Raw genomic sequence first — 16,558 nt, 5'->3', positions numbered from 1 at the left:
GTTTCGAGACGCTTTTGGGTGTGGAGTCGTGTTTAGGTCTTACTGGCTCGGCTGTGCGCTCAAGCTGAATTCGATGATTCCTGTCTGTTCGACCGATACGAAGCCGAGCTCGGGAGCGGTCATGCCAAAATCTGAAAACACGATTGGTATCTGACCTGAGACTTCGGCGCTTGCTGGCTGGTCGGCGTAGGGCGCGTTGGCTCGAAGTTGTGCACTAAATTTCACCTCTTTGGTGACCCCGTTAATCGTGAGATTGCCGGTGAATTCTTGGTTGATGACTTCGCCTGAGAGGGGCATCGCTGGCACTGTTACGGGTGAGCTGAGCACGAATGTCGCGCTCGGGTGGGCATCTGTGTGCGCAACCTGGGTTCTGAAGTAGTTGTCTCGTTGCGAGTTGTCGGTTTCGATTGAGGAGACATCGACTGAAAAGTTTGCCTCGTGGAGGCTGAGTGCGTCGATAGCAAGTGTGCCGGTGATGGCTTCGGTGCGGCCGGTCACGGTGACGGCTGTGCCATTGAGCACTTCGTCGACTCGGTATCCTGCGAAGGATCCTGCGCCAATCGTCCACTCGCCTGTGAAATCTGCAGGATCTAGCGGTTCGCCGGCTGCCGGCTGCAGTGCGGAGTCATCGGCGCTGAGTCGTGGCGCATCGGCTGCCGGTGCAGCGATGAAGTCGCGGTAGATAACCGGGGCTGCAATAGCAGCCAACGCGCCGACCGCGGTGACGCAGACCGCGGTGATGATGAGCGTCTTTGCGCTCTTTCGCATGTGAGCTCCCAGAAAAATTTGTTGACGTTTTAAGCATGGGCAACGAGACCATGAACTCGCTGGGAGCGGGCAGTGCGCTAGCTGAGCGCGGTGGTCGTGTGCAGTAAACAGTGGGTAGCCGTGGCCAGGATGGCTGTCGCGTTGACAATCCGGTTGGCTGAGCTTAGGCTAAAAACAGAAAGACTGTACGATCGTACAGCTTTCACGAACAGAGTCGTTAGTGAAAGAAGGAACTATGAGTGTCGTCGTGACGGTTGCCCCCACGGGGCCTGTGGCTACCAAAGCAGACAACCCAAACCTGCCAACCACTCCCGCCGAAATCGCCGCAGCGGTGAAGAGCGCGTATGATCTTGGCGCGAGCGTCGCGCACATTCATCTGCGCGACGAACAGCAGCGCCCCACCGCAGACCTGAACATTGCGCGCGATGTCGTTGCGCGCATCGAAGATCAATGCCCGATCCTGATTCAGCTTTCGACCGGTGTTGGAATCGGGGTGAGTTTCGAGGATCGCGCGGCCCTTGTGGAGCTGAAGCCGGCAATGGCGACCCTCAACCCCTGCTCGATGACATTCGGACCCGGTGAGTTCCTCAACCCACCAAACAAGGTGCGAGAGCTTGCTCGCCGAATGGTCGAGCTCGGTGTAAAGCCAGAGCTTGAGATTTACGACACCGGGCACCTCGAAGAGTGCCTGCGCATGCGTGATGAGGGAATTCTGCCTGAGCCGCTGCAGTTCAGCATTGTGATGGGTGTGCAGGGCGGCATGGCGGCAACCCCAGAAAACTTGATCACCATGGTCAACCGTTTGCCAGAGGGCTGCGTGTGGCAGGTGATTGCGATTGGCCGGCCAAATCTTGAGCTGACTGCTATTGGTCTTGCGCTCGGCGGAAACGCTCGCGCGGGCATGGAAGATGCGCTCTACCTCGGACGAGGGCGCCCAGCGCCGGGCAACGATCCGCTGGTTGCACGCGCTGTAAACCTAGTTCGCGACCTGGATCGCGAACTCGCTACGGTCGATCAGACCCGACAGCTCCTTCAGCTTTCGCGATAGTTGGATTGTGTGGTGCGCTTCTCGAGTCGGCAGCGCACCACACATCAGTTCGACGGATCCTTGCGAAAGGCGGCAAGCAAGAAGCTCTTCAAGATTGCCGACTTTTCTGCGACCGGAATGTCGGGGTCGCCGCCAAGTCGCGAAACTCGCTTGTCGAGAGCGCTCATGCTGATCGCGCCAACCGCGAAAAGGTAGTGCCAGGGGATCACTTCGGGGTCAAGGTCGGGCCGTTCTTTGCTGAGCTCGGCGATGAATTCTCGTGCGAACGGGTCGTATTGGCCGCTCAGAATGGTTCTGGTCTCGGCCGATAGATCTGTTGCTTCGCGCGCTAGCAGTCGGGCAAAAGCGAGCCCGTCGGGTGTGGCGCGAATGCGCATCTGCTCGTCTACGAACGCATCAATGATGAGTTCGAGTCGATTTGGTGCGTGTTCTGGGATCGCCCGAAGCTGTTCGATTCGAGCCTCAAGAACCGATTGTCGCTCAGCGAAGATCGACTGGTACAGGTTCTCTTTTGTCTCAAAGTGATAGGTGAGTAGTGCAACCGAGACCTCGGCTGCCGAGGCAATTTCTCGCATGCCCACCGCTTCAAAGCCATGATCCGCGAACATCTTTTCGGCGGTCCGCAAGATGCGTTCCCTGCGAGAAATTGTGGTGCTGGTCATGTGTTCTCCGAATTCTTGACACGGAATTGTGACCATCGTAGTATCTAGTCCAAAGCCTGTACAAGCGTACAGTCTGACCAAAGGAGTTCAGTTCATGCGCCGTATTGTGGACCTCTCTGTTCCGCTGAAGAACGGAATCAAGTCCGATCCTCCGGGGCACACCCCAGCGATCGAGTACTTCGATCACACCCAAACTCGCGACGACATGCTGCAGTTTTTCCCGGGTGCCACCAAGGAAGATTTGCCCGACCAAGAGGGCTGGGCAATTGAGCGAGTAAACCTCACTACCCACGCAGGCACACACCTCGATGCGCCTTACCACTTCGCCTCAACGATGGACGGTGGAGAACGCGCGCTCACCATCGACGAGGTCCCCCTCGAATGGTGCTACCAGCGCGGAGTGAAGCTTGACTTTCGCAACCTGCCAGACGGATACGTGATCACACCGGAAGACGTAGACCGCGAGCTTGAGCGAATCGGTCACAAGCTGGAACCACTAGACATCGTCGTGGTAAATACCGCAGCCGGAGTGCGCTACGGCGAAGACGACTACCTGGCACGCGGTGTCGGGATGGGTCGCGAAGCCACACTGCACTTGCTTCGACAAGGAGTGCGAGTCACTGGTACCGACGCGTGGAGCTGGGACGCCCCCTTCACCTACACCGCGGAGCGATACGAGCGCGATCACGACGCCTCAATCATCTGGGAAGGGCACCGCGCTGGCCGCGAGATCGGCTACTGCCACATCGAAAAGCTGCACAATCTTGAAAGCCTGCCCGCGAGTGGATTCGACATTGTGTGTTTCCCAGTGAAGATCGAGGCGGCCTCGGCCGGCTGGACTCGGGTCGTCGCGATTCTGCACGACTAAGACCGCGCTCGGCAGAGCGCTCTGCATCAACCGTTTCAAGGACGAAGCGGCTGGCAACAGCTGATTCCTGAACCTTGAGGCACTGCTCTTTTTGTTCATTTCAGTCAGGAGAAAATTCAATGAAGAATTCCACTTTTAAGGCATCAGGGATCGTCGCCCTCGCCGCTGTCACGGCACTCACGCTGAGTGCGTGCGGCGGAGTTTCAGATCCAAACGCGGGCGCAAACGAAGAGACAAGCGCCGAAAATGCGAAGCTGGTTGCGCCGGTTTCCAACATGGAGTGCAACGAGGGCGGCGAACTGAGCGGTGACCCCATCGTTGTTGGTGGCTCAATGTCGCTCACCGGGCCGCTCGGCGGCACCGGTGTCGTCCACGAAGCGGTTGGCGAGATTGTTGTCGATTGGGTGAACGCGTGCGGCGGTATCGACGGCCGCCCGATCGAATACAAGGTGCTTGATGACCAGTCGACACCGGCGCAGGTAACCAGCAACTACGAACGTCTGCTCTCAGAGGGTGTCGACCTGGTCGTCGGCCCTTACGCAGGCGCAAACGTGCTCGCCGGTGCCGGTCCGGTAAGCGCAGCTGGATACGCGTACCCAACCGCAACCAACGGTGCACCAGAATCGCTCATCGGTGACAACCACTTCCCGTCATGGCAGATTGGTGGTGGCGCCTCAACCGATATGTGGCTGCCAACTTCAGAGCTGCTCATTGAAGCTCTAGAGTCTTCGGGCAATGCACCTAAGACCGTCTTCATGGCGACCCAGAAGTTCCCAACGGCACTGAGCTTCGCTTCAGCGCAGAAGAAGGCGTTTGCGGCAGCCGGTATTGAAGTTGTTGACGACATCGAATACGAGATGGGCACGACAGATTTCAGCTCGATTGCTACCCGCATGGTGGCTGCCGATGCCGACCTCGTCTGGCTCGGCGCAATCGGTCTTGACGTTTCTAACTTCCAGCTTGCTTTCGACTCGCTCGGGTACGAACCGAAGAACCTGTTCGCTTCGCTCTCAGGACCAGCTGCCGTGGCCTCGCTCGGTGCATCAAGTGAGGGCATCTTAGTGTCGTCAGTGTACGAAGATAATGCTCCGTTGAATGAGACCGATATCGCAAAGTACTTCACTGCGAGCTACCAGAAGCTGGCGAAGGAACGCGATCTTCTACCAGTCATTGAAACGCAGGCAGCAGCGGGCTTCGGCATGTGGCAGATTCTGCTCACCGCTGTGAACGAGGTTGGCCCCGACAACGCCAAGATCATTGAGTGGCTCAACGCGAATAGCGTTGACACCCTCGGTGGCACCATCAACTTTGATGGCTTCAACGGATACGGTTCTGACGTGAACCGCGTTGCTCAGATTCAAGACGGCAAGCGCACGCTGGTTTGGCCAGCTGATGTCGCAGGTGCCGAAATCCGCGTGAACTAGTCGCGAACGTGTGAGGGTGGCGGCGGGCATCGCGCACCGCCACCCTCGCCTCCCGCTTGGAATTGGAGAATTAATGTCTGGTGCGTCTCTTGCCCTGGTGCAGACGCTCTTGAACGGAGCGCTGCTCGGCAGCCTATTTGGCCTTGTCGCTCTGGGTCTCACCATGAAATGGGGGCACCTCGGAGTGCCCGACTTTTTTCATCTCTCACTCACCCTGTTGAGTGGCTACCTCACCTATTCGCTCGTCACTGGGCTGCTTATGAACCCGTTTTTGACGTTGCTCATTACTGTGCCTGCGATGTTCGTTATCGGCGTGCTCACACAGTGGCTGTTCTATGTGATTAAGGCCTCACCCTTTACCTCGCTGCTGTTAACGTTCGCACTTTTCTTGGTTGCAGAGAGCGCAATCTCGGTAATCTGGACTCCCGATCTACTCAGCATGCGCAAGTGGCTGACAGATGATTTCACAAAGCCCATCCGCATTCCTGTTGGTGGCGAAAGCTCCCTTGCTGTGTCGCCGGTCGACTTGATCGCGCTTCTGCTTTCGCTCACTCTCGTGTTGGCTGCATGGTGGATGCTGAAGTACACCCGCTGGGGCCGCGCACTTCAGGCGATGCGTCAAGACGCCCAGGTTGCTCAGGTCTTTGGTGTGAAGATCTTGCCGGTGACCCTGGTTGTCTCGGGGCTTGCCGCAGCAACGGCGGCGGTGGCCGGTATGGCTATGGCAATGCGAACTCCGCTCTCGCCGCATCTTGCAATGAGTTGGATCGGCATTGTTGTCGTGGCAGCCCTGCTTGGCGGGCTTGGCCGACCTGTTGGTGCACTGATCGCTGCGGTCGTGTTGATGATGGCGCAAAACGCGTGGTCGCTCTGGTTCCCGCCGAAGTGGGCGCCGGCAGTGTCGTTTGGCTTGTTGTTTATTTTCCTCGCGTTGCAGCCACTTGTGCGCGTGATCCGCGAGCGTCTCAAGAAGGGGGATCGCAATGCGAAAACTGCTTGATCGTTCGACCAAACGCCAATTGATCGGCACAGGTGTTGCCACAGTTGTGTTGCTGTTGCTTGCTCTTGTTTTCCCAAATAGTTACGTTGCTGCGTTCGCTTTCCAGCTGATGACCTGGATCGTGCTTGCCATGAGCTGGTCGCTGTTCTCTGGGAACTCGGGCTACGCAAGTTTTGGCCACGGCGTCTTTTTTGGCATTGGTACCTATATCGCCGCGGCAGTGTTGAAGATCAACGGAATGCCGTTTGGTGTGGCGCTGCTCGCAGCTGGTCTGGCGGCTGGGGCGCTTGCTCTTGTGGTTGGCTTGGCGGTGTTCTCATCGCCAAGGTTTGCCGGAGACCTTTTCGGGCTCATCACCCTTGCGCTCGCGTTTATTACAATGACCGTCGTTTCGAATACTGAGTGGCTCGATGGCGGCACGGGTGTCTTCGTGCGTGAATTGGTTGCGGGCAGTTGGATCGGTGCGAGCACCGTGAACCTGTATCTCGTTGCCACATTGATCGCCGGGTTCACTGCGATTGTGGCGATCCTCGCCTGGAAAACTCGCTGGGGTGCCGCGCTTCAGGCGATCCGCGACGATGAGCATGTTGCCGAATCTCTTGGTGTCGCAACTTACCGGCAAAAAGTCCTCGCCTTTGCCGCGAGCGGCGCGCTCGCTGGACTCATCGGCGCTCCGCAGGCGGTGTTCCTTGGGTACATCGAGGTTGGTTCTGTGTTCGCGCTCAACATTCCGCTTTTTGTGCTGATGATGGTGATTCTCGGCGGTATCGGTCGCTGGTGGGGCGCGGTTATTGGCGCGGTCGTCGTCGTAGTGCTGCGTGAGACGCTGCTTGGCCTCGGATCAGCAGATATGGCGCAGATTGTGGTTGGTCTTGCGCTGATCATCGTGATCATCGTGATGCCGCACGGTATTTCGGGGTTCTTTGTGCGGTTACGAGAACGAACCCGTCGCAAGGAAGGAGTCGCAGCGTGAGTACGATTCTTGAGTGTCGCGGAATCACGAAGCGTTTTGGCGGCATTGTGGCGCTGCAGAACGTTGACTTTGAGGTTCGTTCTGGTCAGATCGTTGGGCTTGTCGGGCCGAATGGCTCTGGCAAGACAACTCTGTTGAGCTGTATCGCCGGATCATTGCAGCTTACGGCTGGTGAAATTCACTTCGCAGGCAACAACATTACGAAGCAGAAGCCGCATCGCAGAGCTCACGCGGGTATTGCCCGTACTTTTCAGGTGCCGAGGCCGTTGCCCTCGTTTAACGTGGTCGAAAATGTGGCTGTTTCGGCGATGTTTGGTCGTGACGCAATGCCAAAGGCTTCGGCTGTGCTTCGAGCGCGTGAGGTGCTTGACCAGGTTGGTCTCGGTTCGCACGCCGATTCGAGTGTGGCTTCGCTCACGCTGCACGAGCGAAAGTTTCTTGAAATTGCGCGAGCTTTGGCGCTGGATCCGAAGCTCATTTTGCTTGACGAGGTGCTTGGCGGGTTGAATCCCTCCGAGGCTGCCGAGGGCATGGCGCTGATCGCTTCACTTCGTGAGGCCGGTGTTTCGGTTGTTTATATTGAGCACAATGTGAAGGCCGTTTCTTCGCTTGCTGACTACATGTATGTGCTGAATCAGGGCGGGAATCTGGCGCAGGGTGCACCCGCCGAGGTGCTGAGTGATCAGCGTGTGATTGACGCATATCTGGGAGGGGCTGCTCATGCTTAAGGTGCAAGATTTGGTGGTGCATTACGGTGAGGCTTCTGCGCTTCGCGGTGTGTCTCTGCACGTTGAACGAGGCCAGACTGTGTCGCTGATTGGTTCAAACGGTGCAGGGAAGTCAACGCTTGTGAAGGCGTTGCTTGGCATGCAGCCGGTTACCAGCGGATCGATTTCGTTTCTGGGTGATGACATCACTGCGGCGAGCGCTACTGAGCGGCCGCGCCTGGGCATTGCACTCGTGCCAGAGGGACGCCGTCTGTTTAAAGAGATGACGGTGCTCGACAATCTGAAATTGGGTTTGCACGATAAGGCTGCCAAGGCTCGTTCTGGCGGAGACATCGATTTCGTGTTTGATATGTTCCCGGTGTTGGGAAAGCGGCGTAAGCAGATTGCTGGAACCATGTCTGGTGGGGAGCAGCAGATGGTGGCGCTGGGTCGTGCGTTGGTGTCTAAGCCTGAGCTGCTGATCCTTGACGAGCCTTCGCTGGGCCTTGCGCCGATTGTTGTCGAGGAGGTGTTTGCGACCATTCGCCGTGTGACTGCTGAGGGGATGACGGTGCTGCTCGCCGAGCAGAACATGCAGCAGGCTCTTTCGCTTTCGGCCTACGGCTACGTTATTGCTGATGGTGCAGTGGTGCTCTCTGGAACCGGTGATGAGTTGCTGGCTTCTGAGAGTGTGCGCGAGGCGTATCTCGGCGGGGCTTAGCTGTTTGAGTGGGAGGATCGTTGCGCTGCGGCGACCTCCCGCTCGATGCGCAGCCAATAGCTGTGCATAATGCTGCTGCCGCGGGCCCCCATCCACATTGTGAAGTGGCGGGTGAGGCAGGAGTCGACTCGAAACCACTCGTCAAGCCAGGCGTCAACTGCGGTGGCGAGTGCTTCGCAACGAGGTATGCCGATGCCGGGCCTGGTGCTTTCGCGCAAGCGTTCGCGGCAGATCCAGGTGACGTTCACTCCAGGGGGTGTGTGAATTGGTTCAATTTGGATTGGTGAGAACACCTCGATGAATACTTGACCGTAGCTGTCGATCGGCAGGTTTTCGCACCAGGCTCGCAGTCCTGGCAGATCGCCAATGTCGCCTGCGGCGAGGATGCAGTCGAGCTGGCCGTGGTCGTGCATGAGTTCGTCGCCTGTTGCGGGGGCGGTAAAGCCGTGCGCCTCGAAGCCGGTGTCGTCAGAGTGCGAGGAGTTTTCGTTCACGTCTCTAGCTTAGGCTTACCTAACTAACATCTGGTGAAACTCGCAGCGAATCATCAGCGGAGCGATTCTGGCCCGGCCTTGCCCGCATGGGCGTATCGGCCGGACGCGGAGTCTTGCGCCCGGTAAAACGACAGTAGGCGTTCAAATGTTGCCATTCGAACGCCTACTGATCTGTACAAGCTCTAGAGCAATACGCGGTATCCACGCTCCGCATCAAAGCCGTGAATCTCGCGAGTGTCGAGTACCGACATAAAATCGACAACTTCTTTTGTGATGACCTGACCTGGCACAAGCACAGGGAACCCCGGTGGGTAAGGTGTCACAAATCCCGCGCTCACAAGAGTCTCACCATTGGCAATACGCTCGCGCATCTGAGCGGGCAAGACGTACTCAACCGCAGTGCGGCGCTGGCCGTTAAAGAAAGCTGTTCGCATGTCTCCGTCGGGCAGCGAAGCATCGGTCGCAAAATCCTCAGAGAACGAACTGAAATCTGGCAGCGGCGGCATCGGAACCTCACCCGGCAGAGTGATTGGCTGCGTCATATCCCGCTGCTCCTGACGCTCCTCGAAGCGCTCAGCAAGCTTCACAAGCACCTCGATCAGGTAGGCAACGCCGCTTCGCGAGGTGCCGATATTGGTCATAAAGAGCACCGTGTTGCGGCTTGTCTTATTGACCTGAATACCAAAGCGATCCATCAGGTAATCGTGCTTAAAGGTATCCCCGTCGACGCCGGTACGAGTGATTTCAACGGTGATTCTGCTTGGGTCGACAACAAACTCGTCATGTTCCCACGCACGCCACATATCGGCAAGCCCGCGGCGCAACGGCATCGCCGAACCCTCGCCGCGCAACTCCTCTGGAATCAGATCGTGTGCGGTGAGAACCCGGAAGAACTTACGCAGCAGAGAGTGCCTTGCGATCGCCTGAGAAAGGCTCGTTGCCAGGTCAAGCTGACGCTGCACCAAGTCGTAACCCTCAAGCTCAACCTGTCGACGGCCAAGATCAAGCGAAGTCAGAATCTGGTAGTTCGGCGAAGTCGAGGTATGCGTCATGTACGCCTCGGCGAAGGACTCGCGGGCATCACGCACCCACTCCTGATCCCAAACGTGAATCATCGAACCCTGGCGCAGCGAAGTGAGTGTCTTGTGGGTCGATTGCGAGGCGTACACACGAAGCTTCGCCTCTGGTGATGGGATCAAACGTTCGCTCAACCAGACCTCATCAGGGGCGGGCGTGCCATCTTCGTTGAAGAGTCGCTTCTGCTGCTCGGCGTAGGCCGCTGCGTGAGCTGAAGTCTTCAACCTTTCAGAGAGATGCTTCGCCGAGGCCATCGCGGTGCGGCGACGGGTAACCGGGTGGAAAGCGGCAAAAGCGAACCACGCCTCGTCCCACAGGAACACGAGGTCAGGCTTGATCGCGAGGCACTCCGCCATCACTCGCTCAGTGTCATACACAATGCCGTCGAAGGTGCAGTTGGTGAGAGTCACCATGCGCACCTCATCAAGGCGGCCAGCAGCGCGGTAATCGAGCAGCATTTGTTTGATGCTCGACAGCGGCACCGCGCCATAGAAAGCGTAGTCGTTGAGCGGGTATGCCTCGAGGTACGCGGGCCGTGCACCGGTGAGCATGATGGCGTGGTGGTGCGACTTGTGGCAGTTGCGATCCACCAGCACAACCTCGCCCGGCTGCACCATCGCCTGGTGCACAACCTTGTTCGCGGTTGAGGTGCCGTTGGTCACAAAGAAGGTCTGCTTCGCGCCGAAAGCACGAGCCGCGAGCTCTTGCGCTTTCTTCAACGTGTGCACCGGTGCGAGCAGTGAATCCAGTCCGCCAGAAGTTGCGCTGGTTTCAGCCAGCAGCAGATTGAGGCCGTAGAAATCGGCAAGATCGTTGATCCACTTCGAGTTCACAACCGATCCGCCACGGGCAACCGGCAACGCGTGGAACACTCCGACGGGGCGGCGAGCGTGATCCTGGATCGCCGCGAAGAACGGAGTGTCATACAGGTGTGAAACGCGTCGCAGCAGCGAAAGGTGCAGTTCAAGCTGATCCTCGCGGCGGAACACACGGCGGAACCGACGAGAGAGTGCGCCAGCAAGATCCTCGATATTTGCGCCAGCCATCAAATACAGGTCGATTTCGGGGCGAATGCTGTGCAAAACATCAGCAAGTCGCACTACCCGCTGTACCGAAGAAAGCGAACTCGAAGCCGGCGCGGTCGGCACATTCGCCGACTCCCAAGCGAGCGCGATCGTGTCGCGCAGATCACGGCTGAGAGCCTGAGTGCTACGACCGCTGAACCCCGGGCGAATGATGCAGGCGAGAATGTTCGGGTTCGTGAGCAACGCAGCGATGGCGTCATCGGCAGATGGCACCACAACAAAGTCGTAGATGAACTGGTCTGCCGCGGAGCGCAAGCGCAGGTTTTCGCTGCGCATCGAGTCGCGATCGTTGACCGTGGTTTCGTCGATTACGAGCACCTCAAAGCGAGGCCGCGGATCGGCATCATCGTAGAACTCGGCGCTTTCGCCCTCTTCGAGCAACTCATCGCGTGGGTCCTCAGGAACAGTGGATCCGCGCAGCCGCTGCACCACCCGGCCGATTCGCTCGAGCGCGATCTGGTACTCGCCAGCGCTCAACAGCTCGGCAATACCGCGAACGTAGCGCTGGCCAAATCCGGCCCAGTACATCTCAATGGTTTCAAGGGCACGAAGATTGCGGGCAATCTCGCCGTCGCGGGTAAGCGCGGTCTCATCGTCGTTGCCAAGCGCGATGCGCTTCACACCAAAACGCAGGTACTCCCAAGCATCGCTGCGCAAACGCCAAGTGCTTGACGGCATGCCGAGGTCGCGTTCAAGCTCACCCGTGCTGCCCTGCGTCTGCAGAATTGGCTGAATCGTGGTTTCTACGTCGGTGCGCGCCTCAATAGCGGCAGTGTTGCTTACGAACTCCGGGGAAGCATTGCCGAGAAGCGTCATTGCACGATCCTTTCGTGGACTGCATCCGTTGCAGTCCGCCGAGTTAGCGAAATTTAGTAACGATCTTAGGCCGTGCTAGATGCCCCTAGCGGTAGACGCTTCGCCTGGGCGCCGCAAAAAGCGGTCCTTTTCGCACTTATGGGGTTGAAAGTGGTGGCTCGGGCGCTGATCCGCTGCCCTACGCCGTAGACTGATCACATGGCTAAAACGCAAGATCGCAAGCATCGAATTGTGGTACTCGGCGGGGGTCCCGGCGGGTACGAAGCAGCACTCGCAGGAGCGCAGCTTGGTGCCGATGTCACCCTGATCGAACGTGCCGGTGTAGGTGGCGCAACCGTGCTCACCGATGTGGTGCCATCGAAGAGTCTGATCGCAACCGCTGGCGGTGTGCAGGCGGTTCGCGACGCAGGCCGTCTGGGTGTGCAGACATTTGTTCCGGGCGGCGACGGCAAGCCGGTGCGTCCAGAGACAACTGTGAACCTTGCCGCCGTCAATAAACGACTGCTCGCGATGGCTGGCGCACAGTCCATCGACATGCTGCACAGTCTCGAAGAAGCTGGCGTGCGCGTGGTGCAGGGCCAGGGGCGACTCGATGGCGTCAACGCTGTAGTGGTCTCTACCGGCCATGAGGGTGGCGGTACTGATTTTGATCGTGTCGAGGCAGACACCATCGTGGTAGCCGTCGGCGCTAGCCCACGTGAGCTTGAGAGTGCCATGCCTGACGGCGAACGCATTCTGAACTGGAAGCAGCTCTACGATCTGCAAGCGATCCCAGAACACCTGATCGTGGTTGGCTCCGGGGTGACAGGTGCTGAGTTCGCAAACGCTTACCGAACCCTCGGGTCAGAGGTCACCCTGGTTTCGAGCCGCGAACAGGTTCTGCCTGGCGAAGATCCAGACGCGGCAGCCGTGATCGAGCGCGAGTTCACGAAGCTCGGCATGAACGTGATGTCGAAATCACGCGCCACCTCGGTGACTCGCACCGACGAGGGTGTGCTTGTAGAACTCGAAGACGGCAGGACTGTCGAAGGATCACACTGCCTGATGGCGGTAGGTTCGGTGCCGAACACCGCAGGTCTCGGCCTCCGCGCAGCCGGGGTTGAACTCACTGACAGCGGACACATTCGGGTGAACAAAGTGGCCCGAACCCGGGTTCCATCAATCTACGCGGCCGGTGACTGCACCGATTTCTTCCCGCTCGCATCGGTAGCCTCAATGCAGGGCCGCACCGCGATCATGCACGCGCTCGGCGATTTTGTTCGCCCGATCGATCTGCGAAACGTCGCCGCGAACGTTTTCACCTACCCAGAGATTGCGACCGTCGGTTGGAACGAGCGTTCCCTCGCCGACAATAGCGACCTGGCAAAAGCTGTTTCGCACACCATTCCGCTGAACACGAACCCGCGAGCCAAGATGATCGGCCTTGCTGACGGCTTCGTGAAGCTATTTGCTTGGCAGGCCTCTGGCACTGTGATCGGCGGAGTGATTGTTGGCCACCGCGCCAGCGAACTCATCTTCCCGCTCGCGCTCGCCGTCGAGCATCGTCTCACCGTAGACCAGGTTGCCTCGGCCTTCGCGGTCTACCCATCGATGACCGGTGCCATCACCGATGCGGCTCGCGCGATGCACCGGAGCGCCCAGTGAGCGCCGCGATTGGCCGCCGCGCATTCGGTGGAGTGGTCGCTGCAGCGCTTGTAACTGTGCTTGCCGCCTGCGGCAAGAAGAAGCCAGAGGTAGTGCCGTCTGCAAGCGGAGTTGATCCAGTGGTCACCGTTGCAGCGATTGACAACCGTTTCGAACCGGCCTCAATTGAGGTGAAAGAGGGCGACGCAGTTCGCTGGGTGTTCAAGGGCGTCATGGAGCACGACGTTGTTGCCGAGGACGGCAGCTTCGTGAGTGAACTGCAGAAAACCGGCGAATACGTGCATGTTTTCACCAAGGCAGGGGAGTACCCCTACGACTGCTCAGTGCATCCTGAGATGACCGGGGTCGTCACCGTCAAATAGCGGCGCGCTAGCGCTTCGGTGCGGCGAGTCGCACCGAAGCCAGACGCTCCTCTGGGGTCGGTGCCGGGTGCACCGTAATCAGTTCGTCGGCGTCGGCATGCTTCGCAAACGCTGCAAGCTCGGTCTGCACCCGCTCGGGGCCACCGATCGCAGTGAAGCGTAGCATTTCACGAATCTGCTGCCCACCGGGGCTATCGAAGAGTGCGCCTGCCTCGTCGGCGGTGAGTTCTTGTTCGCGGCCACGTGAGAGGAATCGGCGCACTCGGTCGAGTTCGGCACGAGTAAAGAGCGCTTCGGCTGCCTCGTCGGTCTCGGCAGCGACCACGTTCACTGCGGCGATGACGTACGGTTCGGGGTGAGCCGCACTCGGTTGGTAGTTCGCGCGGTAATGCGCGACGGCTTGCGTGAGCAGTTGCGGAGCGAAATGCGAAGCGAACGAGTAGGGTAGGCCAAATTGTGCGGCCAGGCTTGCGCCAAACATGCTCGAACCGAGCACATACAGCGGAACCTGTGTGCCACGGCCCGGATAGGCGTTTACTGCTGCGCGAGGCAAGTCGTTGCCAAGTAGCTGCTGCAATTCGCGAATGTCGCTCGGGAATGCCTCGCTCGCAGCGAGCTCACGGCGCAGCGCCCGGAAAGTGGCCATGTCGCTGCCTGGCGCACGGCCAAGACCAAGATCAATGCGACCGGGGTGCAGCTCTGCGAGCGTGCCGAACTGCTCGGCGATCACGAGGGGCGAATGGTTTGGCAGCATAATGCCGCCTGCGCCGAGCCTGATGGTTTTGGTGTGTGCTGCAATGTGCGCAATCAAAACAGCGGTCGCGCTTGAGGCGATCGATGCCATGTTGTGGTGTTCGGCGTACCAGACGCGGGTGTAGCCGCCTGCTTCTGCCGTCTGCGCTAGGTCGACCGAATGCTGAAGCGCTTCGCCGATTCTCCCGTCTGATTCGACAGTTGCAAGGTCGAGCAGGGAGAGCGGCACTGTGGTCATACCGAGTGCAACGCTTCCAGGGGGTGTTTCATTCCCGCTGGATTGCCCGACCCGGAGTTTCCCGGGTCGGGATCCTACGACTCGATCTATTCGGCGTCTGGCTCGACGGTCATGAGTACGTGGCCTGATGGCACGGTCTTGCCAAGCGGTGCGTCAACACCGCTCACGACACCGCTGTGTGGTGCGTGGATCGGCTGTTCCATCTTCATCGCTTCAAGCACGACCAGCTGCTCACCGGCTTCGACACGCTGGCCTTCTTCAACGGTGAGCTTCACGACAGTGGCCTGCATTGGTGCGGCTACGGCGTTGCCGCCCGCGCCAGCGACCGATCCGCTGTGTGAACGACGAGGGGCTGGGCCGCGCGTAACGTCTTGATCGCCGAGGGGCATCAGGTTCGCTGGCATGGTGACCTCAACGCGACGGCCATCAACCTCTACGGCGACGGTTTGACGTTTGGCCTCAACGGCGAGCGGGCCAACTTCGCCCTCCCACGGCTCGATGTCGTTCACAAATTCGCTCTCGATCCAGAGCGTGTAGACACCAAACTTGCCGTTCTCAGCGGTGAACGCTGGATCGCGCACAATCTTGCGGTGGAACGGAAGCACTGTTGGCAGGCCCTGCACTTCGAATTCATCGAGTGCGCGGCGGGCTCGTTGCAGTGCTTCTTCGCGGGTGGCGCCGGTCACAATGACCTTGCCGAGCATTGAGTCGAATGAGCCAGAGACTTCGTCGCCTGAACCAACACCGGTGTCTACGCGAACGCCTGGGCCGGTGGCTGCTTTGAACAGTGTGACTGGGCCTGGTGCTGGCAGGAATCCGTTGCCGGGGTCTTCGCCGTTGATGCGGAACTCGAATGAGTGACCGTGCGCTACTGGGTCGGCGTAGTCGATCACGCCACCCTCTGCGATGCGGAACTGTTCGCGAACGAGGTCGAGGCCGGTGACCTCTTCGCTGACGGGGTGTTCTACCTGCAGGCGAGTGTTCACTTCAAGGAACGAAACGGTGCCGTCGAGTGCAACCAGGAACTCGCAGGTGCCGGCGCCGACGTAGCCGACCTCTTTGAGGATCGCCTTCGATGCGCTGTACAGTGCTTCGTTCTGGGTGTCGGTCAAGAACGGTGCTGGTGCTTCTTCGACGAGTTTCTGGTGGCGACGCTGCAGTGAGCAGTCGCGAGTTGAGACCACAACAACGTTGCCGTGCTGATCGGCGAGGCATTGGGTTTCGACGTGGCGGGGCTTTTCGAGGTATTTTTCAACGAAGCATTCGCCGCGACCGAAGGCAGCGACTGCCTCACGGGTCGCTGATTCGAAGAGTTCGGCGACTTCGTCACGCTCGTAGGCGACTTTGAGGCCGCGACCGCCGCCGCCAAAGGCTGCCTTAATGGCGATTGGTAGTCCAACTTCGTCGGCAAAAGCGAGTACTTCGTCGGCGTTTGCGACTGGGTCGCTGGTGCCGGCGGCGAGCGGTGCGCCAACCTTTTCGGCGACGTGACGAGCACTGACTTTGTCGCCAAGGCGCTCGATCGCTTCTGGGCTTGGCCCGATCCAGATCAGGCCAGCGTCGATGACGGCGCGAGCGAACTCGGCGTTCTCGGCGAGAAAGCCGTATCCGGGGTGCACGGCGTCTGCGCCTGAGCGGCGTGCGACTGCGAGCAACTTGTCAATGACGAGGTACGTTTCGGCACTTGTGGTGCCACCGAGGGCGTACGCTTCGTCGGCGAGACGCGAGTGCATGGCATCGCGGTCTTGGTCGGCGTAGACGGCGACCGAGGCGATGCCGCTATCAGCGGCGGCTCGAATAATACGGACGGCAATCTCACCACGGTTGGCGATGAGCACTTTACGGATGCGCGACATGAGTTCCAGCATATTCCAGTAGCCCCCCATCTCGTTGGATATGTTCCACAAGGCTTGTTCGT

15 protein-coding genes are annotated in these 16,558 nt (G+C 59.1%); 9 read left to right on the top strand and 6 right to left on the bottom strand.

Going from position 1 to position 16,558, the window contains the following annotated elements; all coding sequences use genetic code 11:
• Positions 1–39 precede the first annotated feature (39 nt).
• Positions 40–768 (bottom strand): YceI family protein, encoded by a 729-nt coding sequence (locus QBL02_RS02215; RefSeq protein ID WP_282724719.1) that lies wholly within the window; start codon positions 766–768, stop codon positions 40–42.
• A gap of 235 nt (positions 769–1,003) precedes the next feature.
• Between QBL02_RS02215 and QBL02_RS02210 the strand changes: the two genes are divergently transcribed.
• Positions 1,004–1,816, top strand: coding sequence for a 3-keto-5-aminohexanoate cleavage protein (locus QBL02_RS02210; protein WP_282724718.1), 813 nt, complete (start codon positions 1,004–1,006; stop codon positions 1,814–1,816).
• 44 nt (positions 1,817–1,860) lie between these two features.
• On the opposite strand, the gene QBL02_RS02205 is transcribed toward QBL02_RS02210, so the two are convergent.
• The gene (locus QBL02_RS02205; protein WP_282724717.1) at positions 1,861–2,478 is read right to left on the bottom strand and encodes a TetR/AcrR family transcriptional regulator; all 618 of its coding nucleotides are present in this window, start codon (positions 2,476–2,478) and stop codon (positions 1,861–1,863) included.
• Between the two features lie 94 nt (positions 2,479–2,572).
• Between QBL02_RS02205 and QBL02_RS02200 the strand changes: the two genes are divergently transcribed.
• From QBL02_RS02200 to QBL02_RS02175, 6 genes are all read left to right on the top strand, one after another.
• Entirely contained in the window at positions 2,573–3,346 is a 774-nt protein-coding gene (locus tag QBL02_RS02200; RefSeq protein ID WP_282724716.1) for a cyclase family protein, read from the top strand.
• A 119-nt stretch (positions 3,347–3,465) separates the two neighbouring features.
• Positions 3,466–4,770 (top strand): ABC transporter substrate-binding protein, encoded by a 1,305-nt coding sequence (locus QBL02_RS02195; RefSeq protein ID WP_282724715.1) that lies wholly within the window; start codon positions 3,466–3,468, stop codon positions 4,768–4,770.
• A 73-nt stretch (positions 4,771–4,843) separates the two neighbouring features.
• Positions 4,844–5,770, top strand: a complete 927-nt coding sequence (locus tag QBL02_RS02190; RefSeq protein ID WP_282724714.1) for a branched-chain amino acid ABC transporter permease — start codon at positions 4,844–4,846, stop codon at positions 5,768–5,770.
• The gene (locus tag QBL02_RS02185; RefSeq protein ID WP_282724713.1) at positions 5,754–6,743 is read left to right on the top strand and encodes a branched-chain amino acid ABC transporter permease; all 990 of its coding nucleotides are present in this window, start codon (positions 5,754–5,756) and stop codon (positions 6,741–6,743) included. Before QBL02_RS02190 ends, QBL02_RS02185 begins: the two co-directional genes overlap by 17 nt.
• Positions 6,740–7,471 (top strand): ABC transporter ATP-binding protein, encoded by a 732-nt coding sequence (locus QBL02_RS02180; protein WP_282724712.1) that lies wholly within the window; start codon positions 6,740–6,742, stop codon positions 7,469–7,471. Before QBL02_RS02185 ends, QBL02_RS02180 begins: the two co-directional genes overlap by 4 nt.
• Positions 7,464–8,171, top strand: coding sequence for an ABC transporter ATP-binding protein (locus QBL02_RS02175; RefSeq protein WP_282724711.1), 708 nt, complete (start codon positions 7,464–7,466; stop codon positions 8,169–8,171). Before QBL02_RS02180 ends, QBL02_RS02175 begins: the two co-directional genes overlap by 8 nt.
• Here the strand turns inward: QBL02_RS02175 and QBL02_RS02170 are convergent.
• Both QBL02_RS02170 and QBL02_RS02165 read right to left on the bottom strand, forming a co-directional pair.
• Entirely contained in the window at positions 8,168–8,665 is a 498-nt protein-coding gene (locus QBL02_RS02170) for an SIP domain-containing protein (RefSeq protein WP_282724710.1), read from the bottom strand. The two genes, QBL02_RS02175 and QBL02_RS02170, sit on opposite strands and share 4 nt — an antisense overlap.
• A 182-nt stretch (positions 8,666–8,847) precedes the next feature.
• A complete protein-coding gene (locus tag QBL02_RS02165; RefSeq protein ID WP_282725266.1) occupies positions 8,848–11,505 on the bottom strand; it encodes an aminotransferase class I/II-fold pyridoxal phosphate-dependent enzyme in 2,658 nt (885 codons plus the stop codon).
• A 336-nt stretch (positions 11,506–11,841) separates the two neighbouring features.
• On the opposite strand from QBL02_RS02165, the gene QBL02_RS02160 reads away from it, so the two are divergent.
• Both QBL02_RS02160 and QBL02_RS02155 read left to right on the top strand, forming a co-directional pair.
• A complete protein-coding gene (locus tag QBL02_RS02160; RefSeq protein ID WP_282724709.1) occupies positions 11,842–13,287 on the top strand; it encodes an NAD(P)H-quinone dehydrogenase in 1,446 nt (481 codons plus the stop codon).
• Entirely contained in the window at positions 13,284–13,649 is a 366-nt protein-coding gene (locus QBL02_RS02155) for a cupredoxin domain-containing protein (protein ID WP_282724708.1), read from the top strand. The genes QBL02_RS02160 and QBL02_RS02155 overlap by 4 nt, the downstream gene beginning before the upstream one ends.
• A 7-nt stretch (positions 13,650–13,656) precedes the next feature.
• Here QBL02_RS02155 and QBL02_RS02150 read toward each other — a convergent pair whose 3' ends face one another.
• Both QBL02_RS02150 and QBL02_RS02145 read right to left on the bottom strand, forming a co-directional pair.
• On the bottom strand, positions 13,657–14,640 hold the full coding sequence (locus QBL02_RS02150; protein ID WP_282724707.1) for an LLM class flavin-dependent oxidoreductase: 984 nt from the start codon (positions 14,638–14,640) through the stop codon (positions 13,657–13,659).
• Between the two features lie 86 nt (positions 14,641–14,726).
• Positions 14,727–16,496 carry a biotin carboxylase N-terminal domain-containing protein gene (locus QBL02_RS02145; RefSeq protein WP_282724706.1) on the bottom strand — a complete coding sequence of 590 codons (1,770 nt, stop codon included), beginning with the start codon at positions 16,494–16,496 and terminating at the stop codon, positions 14,727–14,729.
• Positions 16,497–16,558 lie beyond the last annotated feature (62 nt).

Origin of the sequence: Leucobacter sp. UT-8R-CII-1-4, from assembly GCF_030010235.1 — a bacterium.
In the GTDB taxonomy this organism is placed as follows: domain Bacteria; phylum Actinomycetota; class Actinomycetes; order Actinomycetales; family Microbacteriaceae; genus Leucobacter.
Note: the sequence above shows the minus strand (reverse complement) of the source record. Positions and strands in the feature narration are given on the sequence as shown.